This is a genomic window from Pseudomonas sp. EA_35y_Pfl2_R5 (assembly GCF_963970805.1).
Lineage (GTDB): Bacteria > Pseudomonadota > Gammaproteobacteria > Pseudomonadales > Pseudomonadaceae > Aquipseudomonas.
In genome coordinates this window covers 568,083-584,353 of the sequence record NZ_CAXAOW010000002.1, presented here as the reverse complement: position 1 = coordinate 584,353, position 16,271 = coordinate 568,083, and the positions used below count along the sequence as shown (strand labels likewise).

At 59.1% G+C, this 16,271-nt stretch carries 17 protein-coding genes; 14 read left to right on the top strand and 3 right to left on the bottom strand.

Annotated features, from left to right (window positions below):
* The 13 genes from fdx to AACX99_RS06570 all read left to right on the top strand — a co-directional run bounded on the left by fdx (window position 1) and on the right by AACX99_RS06570 (window position 11,932).
* Window positions 1-342 (top strand): ISC system 2Fe-2S type ferredoxin, encoded by a 342-nt coding sequence (gene fdx / locus AACX99_RS06630; protein ID WP_160085290.1) that lies wholly within the window; start codon window positions 1-3, stop codon window positions 340-342.
* A 14-nt stretch (window positions 343-356) separates the two neighbouring features.
* Window positions 357-557, top strand: coding sequence for a Fe-S cluster assembly protein IscX (gene iscX, locus AACX99_RS06625; protein WP_160015854.1), 201 nt, complete (start codon window positions 357-359; stop codon window positions 555-557).
* A gap of 94 nt (window positions 558-651) precedes the next feature.
* Window positions 652-1,083, top strand: a complete 432-nt coding sequence (gene ndk, locus AACX99_RS06620) for a nucleoside-diphosphate kinase (RefSeq protein WP_296130150.1) — start codon at window positions 652-654, stop codon at window positions 1,081-1,083.
* A 23-nt stretch (window positions 1,084-1,106) separates the two neighbouring features.
* Window positions 1,107-2,255, top strand: coding sequence for a 23S rRNA (adenine(2503)-C(2))-methyltransferase RlmN (gene rlmN, locus AACX99_RS06615; protein ID WP_339410407.1), 1,149 nt, complete (start codon window positions 1,107-1,109; stop codon window positions 2,253-2,255).
* Between the two features lie 13 nt (window positions 2,256-2,268).
* Window positions 2,269-3,027 (top strand): type IV pilus biogenesis/stability protein PilW, encoded by a 759-nt coding sequence (pilW, locus tag AACX99_RS06610; RefSeq protein ID WP_339410406.1) that lies wholly within the window; start codon window positions 2,269-2,271, stop codon window positions 3,025-3,027.
* Window positions 3,027-4,037 carry a RodZ family helix-turn-helix domain-containing protein gene (locus AACX99_RS06605; RefSeq protein WP_339410404.1) on the top strand — a complete coding sequence of 337 codons (1,011 nt, stop codon included), beginning with the start codon at window positions 3,027-3,029 and terminating at the stop codon, window positions 4,035-4,037. The genes pilW and AACX99_RS06605 overlap by 1 nt, the downstream gene beginning before the upstream one ends.
* A 1-nt stretch (window position 4,038) precedes the next feature.
* On the top strand, window positions 4,039-5,148 hold the full coding sequence (gene ispG / locus AACX99_RS06600) for a flavodoxin-dependent (E)-4-hydroxy-3-methylbut-2-enyl-diphosphate synthase (RefSeq protein ID WP_339410402.1): 1,110 nt from the start codon (window positions 4,039-4,041) through the stop codon (window positions 5,146-5,148).
* Between the two features lie 18 nt (window positions 5,149-5,166).
* Entirely contained in the window at window positions 5,167-6,456 is a 1,290-nt protein-coding gene (gene hisS / locus AACX99_RS06595; RefSeq protein WP_339410400.1) for a histidine--tRNA ligase, read from the top strand.
* A 100-nt stretch (window positions 6,457-6,556) separates the two neighbouring features.
* Complete coding sequence (locus tag AACX99_RS06590) at window positions 6,557-7,138, top strand: tetratricopeptide repeat protein (RefSeq protein WP_339410586.1); 582 nt, start codon at window positions 6,557-6,559, stop codon at window positions 7,136-7,138.
* Window positions 7,131-8,282, top strand: coding sequence for an outer membrane protein assembly factor BamB (gene bamB, locus AACX99_RS06585; protein ID WP_339410585.1), 1,152 nt, complete (start codon window positions 7,131-7,133; stop codon window positions 8,280-8,282). Before AACX99_RS06590 ends, bamB begins: the two co-directional genes overlap by 8 nt.
* 129 nt (window positions 8,283-8,411) lie before the next feature.
* On the top strand, window positions 8,412-9,884 hold the full coding sequence (gene der, locus AACX99_RS06580) for a ribosome biogenesis GTPase Der (RefSeq protein WP_339410398.1): 1,473 nt from the start codon (window positions 8,412-8,414) through the stop codon (window positions 9,882-9,884).
* Between the two features lie 117 nt (window positions 9,885-10,001).
* Window positions 10,002-11,150 carry a pyridoxal phosphate-dependent aminotransferase gene (locus AACX99_RS06575; protein WP_339410397.1) on the top strand — a complete coding sequence of 383 codons (1,149 nt, stop codon included), beginning with the start codon at window positions 10,002-10,004 and terminating at the stop codon, window positions 11,148-11,150.
* Window positions 11,138-11,932 (top strand): amidohydrolase, encoded by a 795-nt coding sequence (locus AACX99_RS06570; protein WP_339410395.1) that lies wholly within the window; start codon window positions 11,138-11,140, stop codon window positions 11,930-11,932. The genes AACX99_RS06575 and AACX99_RS06570 overlap by 13 nt, the downstream gene beginning before the upstream one ends.
* A gap of 10 nt (window positions 11,933-11,942) precedes the next feature.
* Here the strand turns inward: AACX99_RS06570 and AACX99_RS06565 are convergent, their stop codons facing one another.
* Window positions 11,943-12,698 carry a substrate-binding periplasmic protein gene (locus AACX99_RS06565; RefSeq protein ID WP_339410393.1) on the bottom strand — a complete coding sequence of 252 codons (756 nt, stop codon included), beginning with the start codon at window positions 12,696-12,698 and terminating at the stop codon, window positions 11,943-11,945.
* Between the two features lie 85 nt (window positions 12,699-12,783).
* On the bottom strand, window positions 12,784-13,170 hold the full coding sequence (locus AACX99_RS06560; RefSeq protein WP_339410392.1) for a MerR family transcriptional regulator: 387 nt from the start codon (window positions 13,168-13,170) through the stop codon (window positions 12,784-12,786).
* 76 nt (window positions 13,171-13,246) lie between these two features.
* Between AACX99_RS06560 and AACX99_RS06555 the strand changes: the two genes are divergently transcribed.
* Window positions 13,247-14,314, top strand: a complete 1,068-nt coding sequence (locus AACX99_RS06555; protein ID WP_339410391.1) for an SDR family oxidoreductase — start codon at window positions 13,247-13,249, stop codon at window positions 14,312-14,314.
* 84 nt (window positions 14,315-14,398) lie between these two features.
* Here the strand turns inward: AACX99_RS06555 and leuA are convergent, their stop codons facing one another.
* On the bottom strand, window positions 14,399-16,069 hold the full coding sequence (gene leuA / locus AACX99_RS06550) for a 2-isopropylmalate synthase (RefSeq protein WP_339410390.1): 1,671 nt from the start codon (window positions 16,067-16,069) through the stop codon (window positions 14,399-14,401).
* Between the last annotated feature and the right edge of the window lie 202 nt (window positions 16,070-16,271).

Genomic DNA, 16,271 nt, shown 5'->3' with positions numbered 1-16,271 from the left:
ATGCCGCAGATCATTTTTCTGCCCCACGCTGTGCTGTGTCCGGAAGGCCTCGTGGTCGAGGTCGCGCCGGGTACTTCGGTGCTTGAGGTGGCTCACGAGCACCATATCGAGATCGAAAGTGCCTGCGGCGGTGTCTGCGCCTGTACTACTTGTCACTGCATCATTCGTGAAGGTTTTGACTCGCTGGCTGAGGCCGATGAGCTGGAAGAGGACATGCTCGACAAAGCCTGGGGGCTGGAAGCGCAATCGCGTCTGTCCTGTCAGGCTATTGTGGGTGATGAAGACCTGACAGTGGAAATTCCCAAGTACTCGCTCAACCACGCCGCCGAAGCGCCGCATTGAGTTCAGGAGTTGTTATGAGTCTGAAGTGGGTTGATGTTCTGGAAATCGCCATTCAGTTGGCGGAGTCCAAGCCTGAGGTAGACCCTCGCTATGTGAACTTTGTCGATCTGCATAAATGGATTCTGGCGCTGCCGGAGTTCAGTGACGATCCACAGCGCGGCGGCGAGAAGGTACTTGAAGCCATTCAGGCAGCCTGGATTGACGAGGCGGATTAGCCGGCCTTTTGGCCTGGCCTACGCATTTAACCGGAACCCGCGTATAATTCGCGGGTTTAATTTTTCGCTTTAATCATTGTTTCTGGAGTTTCACATGGCTGTTCAACGCACTTTCTCCATCATCAAGCCTGATGCCGTTGCTAAAAACGTTGTTGGCGAGATCACCACTCGTTTCGAAAAAGCCGGCCTGCGCGTCGTTGCTTCGAAAATGGTTCAACTGTCCGAGCGCGAAGCTGCTGGCTTCTACGCTGAGCACAGCGAGCGCGGCTTCTTCAAGGACCTGGTTGCTTTCATGACCTCCGGTCCAGTTATCGTTCAGGTTCTGGAAGGCGAAAACGCTGTTCTGGCTAACCGTGATCTGATGGGTGCAACCAACCCTAAAGAAGCAGCTGCCGGCACCATCCGTGCTGATTTCGCCGTTTCCATCGACGAAAACGCTGTTCACGGCTCCGACTCGGAAGCCTCCGCTGCCCGCGAAATCGCTTACTTCTTCGCCGCCACCGAAGTTTGCGCACGTATTCGCTAAGCGAATCGGGTGAGGGTGAAGCCATGACTGAAGCTACCGGTAAAATCAATCTGCTGGGTCTGACCCAGGCAGAAATGGAACAATTCTTCGAAAGCATCGGGGAAAAGCGTTTCCGTGCCGGTCAGATGATGAAGTGGATTCACCACTTTGGCATTGATGATTTCGATGCCATGAGTAACGTCAGCAAGGTCTTGCGCGAAAAGCTCAAGGCCTGTGCTGAAATCCGCGGCCCGGAAGTGGTCAGCGAAGATATTTCTACTGATGGCACGCGTAAGTGGGTCGTGCGAGTGGCGTCAGGCAGTTGCGTAGAAACTGTGTATATCCCCCAGGGCACGCGCGGCACCTTGTGTGTGTCGTCGCAGGCCGGCTGTGCGCTGGATTGCAGTTTCTGCTCGACCGGTAAGCAAGGCTTTAACAGCGACCTCAGCGCGGCTGAGATCATCGGCCAGGTCTGGATTGCCAATAAGTCGTTTGGCACTCAGCCAGCGAAAATTGATCGTGCCGTCACCAACGTGGTGATGATGGGCATGGGTGAGCCGCTGCTGAATTTCGACAATGTTGTCGCCGCCATGAAAATCATGATGGACGACCTCGGTTATGGCATCTCCAAACGCAAGGTGACGTTGTCTACCTCAGGCGTGGTGCCGATGATCGACAAACTGGGTGAGGTTATCGACGTGTCGCTAGCGTTGTCGCTGCACGCGCCGAATGACGCGCTGCGCAATCAGCTGGTGCCGATCAACAAGAAGTACCCGTTGGAAATGCTGCTGGCGGCATGTAAGCGTTATGTCTCGCGTCTCGGCGAGAAACGCGTGCTTACAATCGAGTACACCCTGCTCAAGGATGTAAACGATAAGACCGAGCACGCTGAGGAAATGATCGCACTTCTCAAGGAAGTGCCTTGCAAGATCAACCTGATTCCGTTTAATCCCTTCCCCCACTCCGGGTACGAGCGGCCAAGCAACAATGCCATTCGCCGTTTCCAGGACCTGCTGCACAAAGCCGGGCACAATGTCACCGTGCGCACCACGCGGGGCGAGGATATTGACGCAGCTTGTGGCCAGTTGGTCGGCCAGGTTATGGACCGTACCCGCCGTAGTGAGCGCTATATTGCTGTGCGTGAATTGAGTAGCGAGGCCGAAACGCCGAGTTCCGCCGCCAATCGAACCTGAGGGGAGGATACCCATGACCTTGCGTCCCGCGTTATTGCTGTTGGCCGCCAGTCTGTTAGTCGGTTGCGTTACAACCGGTAATGTTGATCCGATGAAAACCGGTAAGGGCCGCGACGAAGCGCGCGATGCTTATGTCCAGCTGGGTATTGGCTATCTCCAGCAAGGCGAAACCGAGCGCGCCAAGATACCGCTGAAAAAAGCGCTGGAACTCGACTCCTCAAATGCTGATGCACACGCGGCCTTGGCTCTGGTGTTTCAGATTGAAATGGAGCCCAAACTGGCTGACGATCATTACCGTAAAGCGCTGTCGCAACGCAGCGGCGATGCTCGCTTGTTGAATAACTACGGCAGCTTTCTGTTTGAACAGCAGCGTTATCAGGAAGCGCTGGAACGCTATACCCAGGCGGCTCAGGACACTCTTTACCCAGAACGTTCGCGGGTTTTTGAAAACCTCGGCTTGACCTCGTTGCAGCTCAAGCAACGTGAGCAGGCTAAGGCCTATTTTGAGCGTTCGTTGCGGTTGAATAGCCGCCGCCCCCGCGCCTTGATGGAAATGGCACAGCTATCCTATGAGGATAAGCAGTACGTTCCCGCACGTGGCTATTACGAAAACTATATGGCGCTTGCCCAGCCTGACGCTCGTAGCCTGCTGCTAGGTGTGCGTCTGGCGAAGATTTTCGAGGAGCGCGATGATGCCGCAAGCCTCGGGTTGCAGTTGAAGCGACTTTATCCGGCCACGCCGGAATATCAGCAATACCTGTCGGAGCAATGATGAAAGCGGCGCATCCTGAAGTGCTAGCAGTTCCCCGCATCAATCCGGGTGAAACTTTGCGCAAGGCTCGTGAGAGTCGCGGTTGGACTATTGCCGAGGTTGCCGCGCAGTTGAATTTGACCCCGCAGCGTCTGAGTCAGGTTGAGCAAGGTGCCTTCGAAAAGCTGCCTGGGCATACCTTTGCCCGTGGTTATGTGCGTGCTTATGCCAAACTGTTGGACGTCGATCAGAACCGTTTGGTGCTGGAGTTCGATCAGTTCACTGGCAGCGACGCCGCCGGCAGCAGCGTGCACAGCCTAGGGCGCATCGAGGAGCCAGTGAGCTACTCGCAGCGTATTCTGCGCATGGTCAGTTTTGTTCTGTTGTTGGCGTTGGCCGGCTTGAGCTTCTTCTGGTGGCAGGAACAAGCCGAGCGTCGTGCCGAAGACCTGGCTTCAACCAGCCTTGAACACGTCGAAGTGGACGGGGCTGACGGCACTACGCAGATTCATCCGTTGGATGAGCCGGAAGATCAGGCAGTGGAAGCTGCCCAGCTGGATGCAGAAATCACCTTGCCACTACTTCCAGAGGGTGCCCCAGCATTGCCATCGCCAGACGCCGCTGCAGTCACTGCCCCGCAAGCGGAGCAACCGCAAGCGCCAACTGATGCGACAAGTGTGCCGGTAGCGCCAGCTGCTTCTTCTAGCCCAGAAAACACCTCGCCGGTTATTTCTGAGGCTTTACCGGCAGAGCCGCCGGAAACAGCTCCGTTGCAAGCTGCCGCAGGCGAGGCGGTTGTCAGCCTGACCTTTATTGCCGATTGCTGGACGCAACTGACCGATGCCAATGGCAAGGTGCTGTTCAGCGCCCTCAAGCGTAAAGGCGATAGCTTGCAGTTGGCCGGTAAGGCGCCGCTGGAGCTGCGTCTGGGTTATGCCCGTGGGGTGCAGGTTAGCTTGAATGGCAATCCAGTCGATGTGGCCCCCTTTATCTCCGGTGAGACCGCACGTCTGAAGTTGGGTGGGCAGTAATATGCACTGCGAATCACCGATCAAACGCCGTATTTCACGCAAAATTTGGGTTGGCTCCGTGCCGGTGGGTGGGGATGCACCCATCGCCGTGCAGAGCATGACTAATAGCGACACCAATGATGTGGCAGCCACCGTAGCGCAGATTCGTCGCCTCGAAGACGCAGGCGCAGACATCGTGCGCGTTTCTGTGCCGGATATGGATGCTGCCGAAGCCTTCGGCCTGATCAAGCAGCAGGTCAAAGTGCCGTTGGTTGCCGATATCCATTTCGACTACCAGATTGCCCTGCGTGTGGCTGAGCTAGGTGTCGATTGCCTGCGCATCAACCCCGGCAATATCGGCCGTGAAGACCGTGTGCGCGCAGTGGTTGAAGCGGCGCGCGATAAGGGCATTCCCATCCGCATCGGGGTGAATGCCGGTTCGCTGGAAAAGGATTTGCAAAAGAAATATGGCGAGCCGACCCCGGCGGCGCTAGTTGAATCCGCGCTACGTCATGTTGAGCACCTGGATCGCCTGAATTTCCCGGACTTCAAGGTCAGCGTAAAGGCTTCCGACGTGTTTATGGCCGTCGAAGCCTATCGTCTGCTGGCCAAGCAGATCGAACAGCCGTTGCACCTGGGTATTACCGAAGCTGGCGGTTTGCGCTCCGGTACGGTCAAGTCGGCGGTGGGCCTGGGCATGTTGCTGGCCGAGGGCATTGGCGACACCATCCGCATTTCCCTGGCCGCCGATCCGGTGGAAGAGATCAAGGTCGGCTACGACATTCTCAAATCGCTGCGCCTGCGTTCGCGCGGTATCAACTTCATCGCCTGTCCGAGCTGCTCGCGGCAGAACTTCGATGTGGTGAAAACCATGAACGAGCTGGAACAGCGCGTCGAAGACCTGCTGGTGCCGCTGGATGTCGCAGTGATCGGCTGCGTGGTCAACGGCCCTGGCGAAGCCAAGGAGGCCCATATCGGGCTGACCGGTGGTTCGCCCAATCTGATCTATATCGATGGCAAGCCGGCGCTGAAGCTGGGCAATGACAACCTGGTCGATGAGCTGGAAAAGCTGATCCGCCAGAAAGCGGCCGACAAGGTCGCAGCTGACGCCGCTCTGATTGTGCGCAGCTAACACCGTTAAGGAATTGAATTGAGCAAGTCCCTGCAAGCCATTCGTGGCATGAACGACATCCTGCCCGAGCAGACTCCGCTTTGGCGTTATTTTGAAACTACCGTCGCCAGTCTGTTGGACGGTTACGGCTATCGGCAGATTCGTATGCCGATCGTCGAGTTTACCGAGCTGTTCAAGCGCTCGATTGGCGAAGTCACCGATATCGTTGAAAAAGAGATGTACACCTTCGAGGACCGCAATGGCGACTCGCTGACCCTGCGTCCGGAAGGTACTGCCGCCTGCGTGCGTGCTGTGCTTGAGCATGGCCTGGTGGGTGGTGGGCAGCCGCAGAAGCTCTGGTACATCGGCCCGATGTTCCGTCACGAGCGTCCACAGAAAGGCCGCTATCGTCAGTTCCACCAGATCGGCGTGGAAGCATTCAATATCGACGGTCCGGATATTGATGCCGAGTTGATCGTGCTGACCTGGCGCCTGTGGGGCCTGCTGGGCATCCGCGATGCTGTCAAGCTTGAGCTCAACAGCCTGGGCACCAGTGCCGCACGTGCGGTGTATCGCGATGCGTTGGTTGAGTTTTTGACTGCGCACGCCGATCAGCTGGACGAAGACAGCCGTCGCCGCATGAGCAGCAACCCGCTGCGCGTTCTTGACAGCAAAGTGCCGGAAACTCAGGCCCTGCTGGTCAATGCGCCGAAACTGGCGGATTACCTGGATGAAGAATCACGCTTACATTTCGAAGGGCTCAAGGCCCGTCTGGATGCGGCTGGTGTGCCTTACGTAATCAATCCCAAACTGGTACGTGGCCTGGATTACTACAGCAAGACGGTGTTCGAGTGGGTAACCGACCAACTCGGCTCCCAGGGCACTGTCTGCGCCGGTGGTCGTTACGACGGTCTGGTCGAGCAGATGGGTGGTAAACCGACGCCAGGCGTAGGTTTTGCTATGGGCATCGAACGTTTGGTGCTGTTGCTCGAAACTCTAGGTAAAGTACCGGCTGAAATCGCCCACACGGTCGACATTTACCTGTGTGCCTTCGGCGAGCCTGCCGAACTGGCGGCGCTGGCTTTGAGCGAGCGCCTACGTGACCAGCTGCCAAACCTGCGTCTGCAGGTGAATGCCGGGGCGGGTAGCTTCAAGAGTCAGTTCAAGAAGGCCGACAAGAGTGGGGCGCTGTTCGCCTTGATCTTGGGTGAAGACGAGTTGGCCCAGCAAGTGGTAGGTTGCAAGCCGCTGCGCGGACAGGGCGAACAACAAAGTATTGCGTGGTCGGCTTTGGCCGATCATCTGGCGACCTGCGCCGATCAGGCCTGAGCGCCTGTTGAGTGATTTAGCGAATAGGAGTGTTGGGGTGGTTTCGCGTACTGATGATGAAGAGCTGGCGGTAATCAAGGACTGGTGGCAGCGCAATGGCATGCCATTACTGACCGGCGTTGCACTGGCGTTGGTGGTGGTTTTCGGCTGGCAGGGCTGGCAGAAATATCAGGCCAATCAGTCCCAAGGTGCTTCGCTGGTGTATCAGCAATTGCTTGAAGCTGCACTGGACCCGAGTGGCAAGCCTGACGCAGGCAAGGTCGCCGAACTGGCCAACACGCTGAAAAGTGATTTTGCTGGCACCCATTACGCCCAGTATGGCGGTCTGTTTGTGGCCAAGGTTGCGGTCGAAGCGGGCAAGCTGGATGACGCTGCCAGCGAGCTGCAGGCGATTGTCGACAAGCCGGCTGATGACAGCCTGGCTGAGCTGGCCCGCCAGCGCCTGGCGCGCGTGCTGGCTGCGCAGGACAAAGCAGAAGATGCCTTGAAACTGCTGGATGCCAAGGTTGCGCCGGCCTTTGCCGCCAGCCGTGAAGAACTTAAAGGTGACCTGCTGGTGCAACTCGGCCGTGCCGACGATGCGCACGCCGCCTACGAAAAAGCCAAGGCAGCGCTGTCTGAAGATGCTGCTGTCGGTGGTCTGCAAATGAAGCTGGATGATCTGGCAAAAGGGGATGCGTGACGTGATGCGCTGGAAGAATGCCGCACTGCTGGCCCTGGCCGTTCTGGCCGTAGGTTGCAGCAGCAATAGCAAGAAGGAACTGCCACCGGCCGATCTGCCCAAGTTCGAGGAAGAAGTGCGCCTGCAGAAGGAATGGAGTCGTTCGATTGGCGATGGCCAGGGCGAGTCCTTCAATATGCTGGTGCCGGCGATTGATGGCGAGCAGATTTATGCCGCCGACGTCGAAGGTCTGGTCGTAGCCATGGACCGCATGACCGGCAAGGTCATCTGGAAAGCTGATCTGGAGCTGCCGGTCTCCGGCGCAGTCGGCGCAGGCTATGGCCTGGTGGTGGTTGGCACGCTGAAAGGCGAGATCATCGCCCTCGATACCGCAAACGGTGAAGAGAAGTGGCGCGCCCGCGTGACCAGTGAAGTGCTGGCTCCACCTGCGCTGAATGGCGATGTGGTACTGGTACAGACTCAAGATGATCGCTTGATTGCCTTTGATATGGATACGGGTGAGCAGCGCTGGATCTTTGAAAACACCCCGGCAGTACTGACTCTGCGCGGCACTGGCAGCCCGGTATTGACCAACCGTCTGGCAATTGCTGGCCTGTCTACCGGTAAGGTGATTGCGCTGGATGCACAGCGCGGTATTCCAGTCTGGGAACAGCGCGTGGCTATTCCACAGGGTCGTTCCGAGCTGGACCGTGTGGTCGACATCGATGGCGGTCTTCTGCTCTCGGCTGGCACTCTCTACGCCGTCAGCTATCAAGGTCGCGTTGCTGCCTTGGATCTGGAAAGCGGTCGTATCCTCTGGCAGCGTGAAGCGTCCAGTTCGGTCGGTGTTGCCCAGGGTTACGGCAGTGTTTACGTAAGCCTGGCCAGCGGTACCGTTGAGGGTATCGACGAGCGTTCGGCATCGGCCTTGTGGAGCAACGATGCCCTGGCTCGTCGCCAGTTGTCGGCGCCGGAAGTGTTCTCCAGCTATATCGCGTTTGGTGACTTGGAAGGTTACCTGCACCTGGTCAGCCAGGTGGACGGACGTTTTGTTGGCCGCACACGTATCGACAGCGACGGTCTGCGTGCTCGCCCGCTGGTGGTGGGTGATTGGCTGTATGCCTACGGCAACGGTGGCAATCTGGTGGCTCTGACCATCAAGTGATCGCTCGCTGACGCTTTGGCTATGCTGCACAGCACCTAGGGCTGTGTAGCACTGGCCAGCGCTATGAATTCTGGCCGCTGCCTCTGCAGCGGCTTTTGTATTTTCTGAATTAACGAAGTGGAGAGCCTAATGGTTCCCGTAATTGCCCTGGTGGGCCGCCCGAACGTCGGCAAGTCCACCCTGTTTAACCGCTTGACCAAGTCCCGTGACGCGATTGTCGGCGACCTGTCTGGTCTGACCCGTGATCGCCAGTACGGCGAGGCCAAGTGGCAGGGGCGAACCTATATTGTCATCGACACCGGTGGTATTTCCGGTGACGAGGAAGGTATCGACGCGAAGATGGCCGAGCAGTCGCTGCAAGCCATCGAAGAAGCCGATGCCGTGCTGTTTCTGGTGGATGCACGCGCCGGCCTGTCTGCTTCCGATCAGATGATCGGTGAGCACCTGCGTCGCCGTAACAAGCGCAGCTTTCTGATCATCAACAAGGTCGACAACATCGACGCCGACCTGGCGAGAGCCGAGTTTTCCAGCATGGGCATGGGCGAGTCTCTGCCGATTGCCGGTGCTCACGGTCGTGGCATTACCCAGATGCTCGAAGCCGTGCTGGGCTCCTTCCCCAAGGATGCCAGCGAGCCGGAAGAGGGCGAGGAAGAGGAAGTCGTTCTCGAAGGCCAGGAAGCCAAGCGCATTCCCGGCCCGAGCGAAAAGGACGGTATCAAGCTGGCGATCATCGGCCGGCCCAACGTCGGCAAGTCGACTCTGGTCAACCGCATGCTCGGTGAAGAGCGGGTTATCGTCTATGACCAAGCCGGCACCACGCGCGACAGCATCTACATTCCGTTCGAACGGGATGACGAGAAATACACCTTGATCGATACCGCTGGCGTGCGTCGCCGCGGCAAGATCTTCGAGGCGGTGGAAAAGTTCTCGGTGGTGAAAACCCTGCAGGCGATCCAGGACTCCAACGTCGTGGTATTCGTCATGGATGCTCGCGAAGGGGTGGTCGACCACGACCTCAATCTGCTTGGCTTCGTCCTGGAAAGTGGCCGCGCGCTGGTAATCGCCCTGAACAAATGGGACGGCATGGAGCCGAGCGAGCGCGATTACGTGAAGGTCGAGCTGCAACGCCGACTGTTCTTCGTCGACTTTGCCGATATCCACTTTATCTCGGCGCTGCACGGCACCGGTGTGGGCAACCTGTACAAGTCGGTGCAGGCCTCGTTTAAGTCGGCGATCACTCGCTGGCCGACCAACCGCCTGACCCAGATTCTCGAAGACGCGGTGAGCGACCATGCGCCGCCCATGGTCAGCGGTCGCCGGATCAAACTGCGTTACGCTCACTTGGGTGGTGCCAACCCGCCGTTGATCGTGATCCACGGTAACCAGGTCGAGGCGGTGCCCAAGTCCTATGTGCGCTATCTGGAAAACACCTATCGCCGTGTACTCAAGCTGGTCGGTACGCCGATCCGTATCGAGTTCAAGGGTGGCGAAAACCCGTATGAGGGCAACAAGAACACCCTTACTGATCGTCAGGTGAACAAGAAGCGTCGTCTGATGAGCCACCACAAGAAGGCCGAGAAGAAGCGCAAAGACAAGCGCTAAGCTTGGATTCAAACGCTCTATAAAGGCACCTTCGGGTGCCTTTTGCGCATCTGGGGTATCGGCTATTCTGCCGCATCAATAGCGTTCACCCGGCGCTGGCCCAGGGATATTGCCTCGATGATTATCAGCAAGCTGCCGAACGTCGGCACCACCATCTTTACTCGCATGTCGCAACTGGCTATGGAAGCAGGTGCTTTAAATCTGTCCCAGGGCTTTCCCGACTTCGATGGCCCGCAGGCATTGCGCGATGCGGTCGGCCGGCATATCGCCGCCGGACATAATCAGTACGCGCCGATGACCGGCTTGCCAGCCCTGCGTGAGCAGGTCGCGGCGAAGATCGCCCGCAGTTATGGTCGTGTGGTCAGCGCTGATGCCGAGGTCACCATCGTTCCCGGTGCTACCCAAGGCATCTTCTGCGCTATCCATGCCTTGATTCAGCCGGGCGACGAAGTCATCGTCTTCGATCCCAGCTACGACAGCTATGAGCCCTCGGTAGAGCTGGCCGGCGGGCGCTGCGTGCATGTACCGCTGGCCTTGCCGGACTTCGTTATCGATTGGCAGCGCCTGCAAGATGCACTGAGTGACAAGACTCGGCTGATTATCCTCAACAGCCCACACAATCCCAGCGGCGCGCTGATTTCCCGCGCGGAGCTGGACCAACTGGCTGCATTGATCCGCGAGCGCGATATCTACCTGATCAGCGACGAGGTCTACGAGCATCTGGTGTTCGATGGCATCCAGCACGCCAGCGTGCTGGCCCATGAGGAGTTGTATCAGCGCGCCTTTGTGGTCAGCTCGTTCGGCAAGACCTACCACGTCACCGGCTGGAAAACCGGCTATGTAGTGGCACCGCCGGCGCTCTCAGCTGAGCTGCGCAAGGTGCATCAGTACGTCAGCTTCTGCGGCGTGACGCCGCTGCAGTGGGCGTTGGCCGACTATATGGCCGAGCACCCCGGGCACGTCGAAGAGCTGCCGGCGTTTTACCAGGCCAAACGTGATCTGTTCTGCGACTTGCTGGCTGGCTCGCGCTTTACCTTCACCCGCGCTGCTGGCACCTATTTCCAGCTGGTCGATTACTCGACCATTCGCAATGATCTGGATGATGTGGCCATGGCCGAATGGCTGACTCGCGAACATGGCGTTGCGGCGATTCCGGTATCGGTGTTCTATCAAAAGCCACCGGAGGATTTACGTCTGGTGCGCTTCTGTTTTGCCAAGCGTGAAGAAACCTTGCGCCAGGCGGCGGAGAAACTATGCGCGATCTAAGCCTGTTGCCCAATCTTGAGCTGGCGCTGATTCAGACCACCCTGGTCTGGCAGGATCCTGCTGCCAATCGCGCGCACTTTGAGTCGTTACTGGCGCAGGCGCATGGTGCGGATCTGCTCGTGCTGCCGGAGATGTTCAGCACCGGCTTTTCCATGGACTCCGCCGCCCTGGCCGAGCCCGAGGATGGTCCGACCAGTCAGTGGCTACGTGTGCAAGCCCAAACACTGCAAGCTGTCATCACCGGCAGTCTGATTATCCAGGCCGCCGATGGCAGCTACCGCAACCGCCTGCTCTGGGCGCGGCCGGATGGCTCTGTAGCGCACTACGACAAGCGCCATCTGTTTCGCATGGCCGGCGAGCATAAGCATTACGCGGCTGGCTCCGAGCAGGTTGTGTTTGAACTCAACGGCTGGCAGGTGCGGCCGCTGATCTGCTATGACCTGCGCTTCCCGGTGTGGAGCCGTGACCCGCGGAGTACCGACCTGTTGCTTTACACCGCTAACTGGCCAGCCGCGCGGCGCAATCACTGGAACCGCCTGTTGCCGGCGCGGGCGATTGAGAATCTCTGCTATGTCGCGGCGGTGAACCGTGTCGGTGAGGACGGTAAGGGCCACGCCTACAGTGGCGACAGTCAGGTGCTTGACTTTCAGGGTGAGCCGCTGCTAGAGCCTGGGGCGGCGGGCGGCGTATTTCGGATAACTCTCAAGGCCTCGGAGTTGGCCGCCTACCGTGAGCGTTTCCCGGCTTATCGAGATGCGGATGCTTTTACCCTGACTGACTGATGGACGATTGTTACTGCTTTAAGTAGTGATCGTAGATCGCCTGGTAGCGGCCGCTGGCCTTGAGTTGGGCGAGGCCGGCATTGAAGTCGTCGCGGATCTGCGGGTCGCGAAATACCGGCCGGTAGTTCTGCGGGTCTTCCTCGACAAACTGGTGCATGGCGATGGTTTTGGCCTTGAACAGGGTGGTGCGTTCGAGCAGCAGTTCGAAGTAGCGATAGATGCTGCGATCACTCAGTACCAGATCGTAACGGCCCTTATTCAGACCAAGTACCTGCAGTTCCTGATTGTTCTGCTCGAAGTACAGGCCATCCTTCTGGCTGGAGGCCAACCATTCGGGGTAGCGCTGGGCTGCACCCTGGAAGGCCACGATGCTAAGGCCCTTGATGTCCTCGGGCTTCTGGATATCGAAGCGCCGGCCTTGCAGGCTGACAAACACGTTGTAGTAGATCACCGCTGGATTGCCGTAATGACCACCGGCTGCAGCAAGGTCCTGACCCAGGTCGGTCATGGCCGCATCCACTTCACCCTTGCGAAACGCCAAGGGTACGCGGGCCAGGGGGAAATAGCGCGGTTCAAGGCTATGGCCGCGAAACGCCAGGGCTTCGCCAATCACTTCCAACTCGATACCGCTGTCACTCTCCGGAAAGCAGAAGGGCGGAATCTTTTCACCGAAGGCCATGGCCACGGTGGCCGCCAGGCTATTTGCGCTGCAGGCGAGCAGCAGCGGCAGGGTGAGGGTGCACATCCAGTGTGTCAGTGAACGCATGGTCAGGTACTCCTGCGATCTATTGATTGCAGTGTAGTTGTCACCCGCACGGTCGCCGTGCGCTTAGTCTGATAGCTGGGCTGATTTAACGAGCGGTCATGGCCATTTGTATCGCCGCCTGTTCGGCAGCGCTAGTCTCCAGGCGCAGCTTTTCGCTACGCAGAAAGTCGCGCAGCTGCTGCAGGTCGGCAAGTTTCTGCTCCACCTGGACAAGCTTGCGGCTGACCAGCGCGGCGCCTTGGGCGCAGTCGAGCTGTTGCTCGCGCCGCGCCTTGAGGATTTGGCCGATCTCGCCAAGGGAAAAGCCCATGCCCTGCGCCTGCTGGATAAACTCCAGATCGTTTAGCGTCTGCTGGCTGTATTCGCGGTAATTGTTGTCGCGCCGCAGGGCGCTGATCAGCCCCAGGCTTTCGTAATAACGCAGGGTGTGGCGGCTGGCGCCGCTGCGTTTTTCCAGTTCGCCTATGCGCATGAAAATCTCGCTTGACTGTAGAGTGTGCTCGACAGTTTAGCCTGCTCGGGTCACTAATGGCTCGGGTGGATTGATCATGAACAAACACTGTTTGGTAACCGGCGGTAGCGGCTTTATCGGCCAGCATCTGCTGGCGCTACTGACTCGTCAGGGCTACTCGGCGACGCTGCTGATGCGCCAGCCGCAAGTCTTGCCGGCCTTGCGTGCACAGATTGAGCAATTGGGTGGCCGCGGCGAGCTGCTGACGGCGGTGGCTGGTGACCTCGGGCGCGTTGACCTGGGTCTGGATGCTGCTGCACGTGAGCAGGTGCGCCAGGCTGGCGTGGTGTTCCACCTGGGCGCGCAGTTTGCCTGGGGACTGGCTGCCAAGCAGGCGCGCCAGGTCAATGTCGAGGGTGCATTGGCGGTGGCTGAGCTGGCGGCGCAGCAAGGCAGCCGGCTGCTGATGGTGGGCGGCTTTATGCTGGCCAATCATGGGCATCTACAGCGTATCGGCATTGATCTGCAGCAGCCCGAGCGCACTGATTGGGACAAGGTCTATCAACGTAGCGGGGCGTACGAGGGCAGTAAGCTGGAGGCGCATTTCCGCGTGCGCGCGCGTATGGCTGAGATGCAGGCGCCACTGACGGTGGTGCATCCGGCCACTGTGTGCGGCCATAGCCGCAGCGGCCATATTCTGCCGGCGCAGCCGTTGGCTGGGCTGATCGGCAATCTGGCCAGCGGTCGGCTCGGGGCGATACCGGGTTCCACTGCGCATTGGCTGCCGCTGGTCAGTGTCGATTTTCTCGCTGAATTGATAGTGGCCGCCGCGTTCGATGAGCAGCAGGCCGGGCAGGAGATTCTCGCCCTGGATGCTGCGACGCCAAACCTGCATGGCATGCTTCAGCAATTGGCCAACACGCTAAATGTGCGAGCGCCAAATCGGCATGTCCCGATTCCTTTGCTGCGGGTGTTGTTGAAAATTCCCGGGATGCCGCGTTTGCTGCGTACCGATGCCGAGTCGCTGGACTTTATCCAGACCACGCGTTTCGATACTGCCGCGACCCAGGCATTGGCGCAGCGCTATCAACTGCAGTGGCCGGATATCGATCAGGCCTTGCAGGCCACCGCGGGTTATCTGGCGAACGAGCCGTCAGCCGTATAGCGCTGACGGCGGCTGGAGCGATCAGCAGTGCGTTGAAGGCGTAGGCGAGGCTACTTGCCAACGCAGGTAGCTTTCAACGCACTGCTAGGCTGCTTGTTCGGCTGCCTGGCCAATGGCCCGGTTCAGCGCACTGAATAGCGCACGGAAGCTCGCGGTAGTCAGGTTTTCATCGATACCAACACCATGCAGGGCACGGCCGCCGTTAACGCGCAGCTCGATATAGGCCGCTGCCTTGGCATTGGTGCCGGCGCCAATGGCGTGCTCGCTGTAGTCCATGATCTCCACGGCCACCGGCAGGCCGGCAACCAGGGCTTCCAGCGGGCCTTTGCCGATACCGCGCCAGTGCTGGGTTTCCCCGGCATTGACGACTTCCACGTCGACCGCGCTGGTGCCATTTTCTTCCTGTAGGCGATGGCCTTTCAGTGCATAGGGCACGGTGGCTTGCAGGTACTCGCGCTCCAGCAGCTGGTAGATCTGCACGGCGCTCATTTCCAGGCCAAGGCGATCGGTTTCCTTCTGCACCACCTGGCTGAACTCGATCTGCATGCGCCGCGGCAGGTTGATGCCGTACTCCTGCTCGAGCAGGAAGGTGATGCCGCCCTTGCCGGACTGGCTATTGACGCGGATTACCGCCTCGTAGTCGCGGCCGATATCGGCCGGGTCGATCGGCAGGTAGGGCACTTCCCAGAGGGTGCCGTCTTGGCGCTGGGCGAAGCCCTTGCGGATCGCATCCTGGTGCGAGCCGGAGAAAGCGGTATGCACCAGGTCGCCGACGTACGGATGGCGCGGATGCACCGGGATCTGGTTGCAGTCCTCGACCACCTTGCGCACGGTGTCGATATCGGAGAAGTCCAGCTGCGGGTCGACGCCCTGGGTGTAGAGGTTCAGCGCCAGGGTCACCAGGCAGACGTTGCCGGTGCGCTCGCCATTACCGAATAGGCAGCCTTCGACACGATCCGCGCCGGCCATTACCGCCAGCTCCGAGGCAGCCACGCCGGTGCCACGGTCGTTGTGGGTGTGCACGCTGAGCAGCACGCTGTCGCGACGGTCGATATGACGGCCGAACCACTCGATCTGGTCGGCGTAGTTGTTCGGCGTGGCGCACTCGATGGTGGCGGGAAGATTGAGGATCAGTTTGTTCGCCGGGGTCGACTGGAACACGCCGATTACCGCGTTGCACACCTCGACAGCGAAATCGATTTCGGTGCTGCTGAACACTTCCGGCGAATACTCGAAGCCCCATTGGGTTTCGGGAGCGGCATCGGCCAGGCGCTTAATGGTCTTGCCGGCGGCCACGGCGATGGCTTTGACGCCGGCCTTGTCCTGGTTGAAGACGATCTTGCGAAAGCTCGGCGCGCAGGCGTTGTAGTAGTGAACGATGGCTTTCTTCGCGCCCTTGAGCGACTCGAAGGTGCGCTCGATAAGGTCGTCGCGGGCCTGGGTCAGTACCTGGATGGTGACGTCGTCCGGGATGTGGCCGCCTTCGATCAGTTCGCGAACGAAATCGAAGTCGGTCTGCGAGGCGGATGGAAAGCCCACTTCGATTTCCTTCAAACCCACGGCCAGCAGGCATTTGAAGAAGCGCATCTTCTTCTCGGCATCCATCGGCTCGATCAACGACTGGTTGCCGTCGCGCAGGTCGGTGGACAGCCAGATCGGCGCCTTGTCGATGATCTGGTCCGGCCAGGTGCGGTCCGGGATGACAATCTGGGTAAAGGGGCGGTATTTGCTGGACGGGTCTTTAAGCATGCTCATGGGAGTGTCCTTGTTAGCGGCGGCTGCAAGCGGCGGGCCGGGCTGAATCTGAAATAGGGGTGGCGCTGGCGAAAAGAATTAGCCGCGCAGTCGCTGGCTGACCAAGCAGAGGTTGGCGTGTTGGCGCAGCAGGATAAGGGTGTGATGGGTGTGCATGGCGTCAACCCTAATCCTTGAGGTCAAAGCTGGCAAGCAATGCTAA

Coding starts and splice junctions, on each gene's coding strand:
- fdx (WP_160085290.1), top strand. CDS start 1: ATGCCGCAGATCATTTTTCTGCCCCACGCTGTGCTGTGTCCGGAAGGC.
- iscX (WP_160015854.1), top strand. CDS start 357: ATGAGTCTGAAGTGGGTTGATGTTCTGGAAATCGCCATTCAGTTGGCG.
- ndk (WP_296130150.1), top strand. CDS start 652: ATGGCTGTTCAACGCACTTTCTCCATCATCAAGCCTGATGCCGTTGCT.
- rlmN (WP_339410407.1), top strand. CDS start 1,107: ATGACTGAAGCTACCGGTAAAATCAATCTGCTGGGTCTGACCCAGGCA.
- pilW (WP_339410406.1), top strand. CDS start 2,269: ATGACCTTGCGTCCCGCGTTATTGCTGTTGGCCGCCAGTCTGTTAGTC.
- AACX99_RS06605 (WP_339410404.1), top strand. CDS start 3,027: ATGAAAGCGGCGCATCCTGAAGTGCTAGCAGTTCCCCGCATCAATCCG.
- ispG (WP_339410402.1), top strand. CDS start 4,039: ATGCACTGCGAATCACCGATCAAACGCCGTATTTCACGCAAAATTTGG.
- AACX99_RS06590 (WP_339410586.1), top strand. CDS start 6,557: ATGCCATTACTGACCGGCGTTGCACTGGCGTTGGTGGTGGTTTTCGGC.
- bamB (WP_339410585.1), top strand. CDS start 7,131: ATGCGTGACGTGATGCGCTGGAAGAATGCCGCACTGCTGGCCCTGGCC.
- der (WP_339410398.1), top strand. CDS start 8,412: ATGGTTCCCGTAATTGCCCTGGTGGGCCGCCCGAACGTCGGCAAGTCC.
- AACX99_RS06575 (WP_339410397.1), top strand. CDS start 10,002: ATGATTATCAGCAAGCTGCCGAACGTCGGCACCACCATCTTTACTCGC.
- AACX99_RS06570 (WP_339410395.1), top strand. CDS start 11,138: ATGCGCGATCTAAGCCTGTTGCCCAATCTTGAGCTGGCGCTGATTCAG.
- AACX99_RS06565 (WP_339410393.1), bottom strand. CDS start 12,698: ATGCGTTCACTGACACACTGGATGTGCACCCTCACCCTGCCGCTGCTG.
- AACX99_RS06560 (WP_339410392.1), bottom strand. CDS start 13,170: ATGCGCATAGGCGAACTGGAAAAACGCAGCGGCGCCAGCCGCCACACC.
- AACX99_RS06555 (WP_339410391.1), top strand. CDS start 13,247: ATGAACAAACACTGTTTGGTAACCGGCGGTAGCGGCTTTATCGGCCAG.
- leuA (WP_339410390.1), bottom strand. CDS start 16,069: ATGAGCATGCTTAAAGACCCGTCCAGCAAATACCGCCCCTTTACCCAG.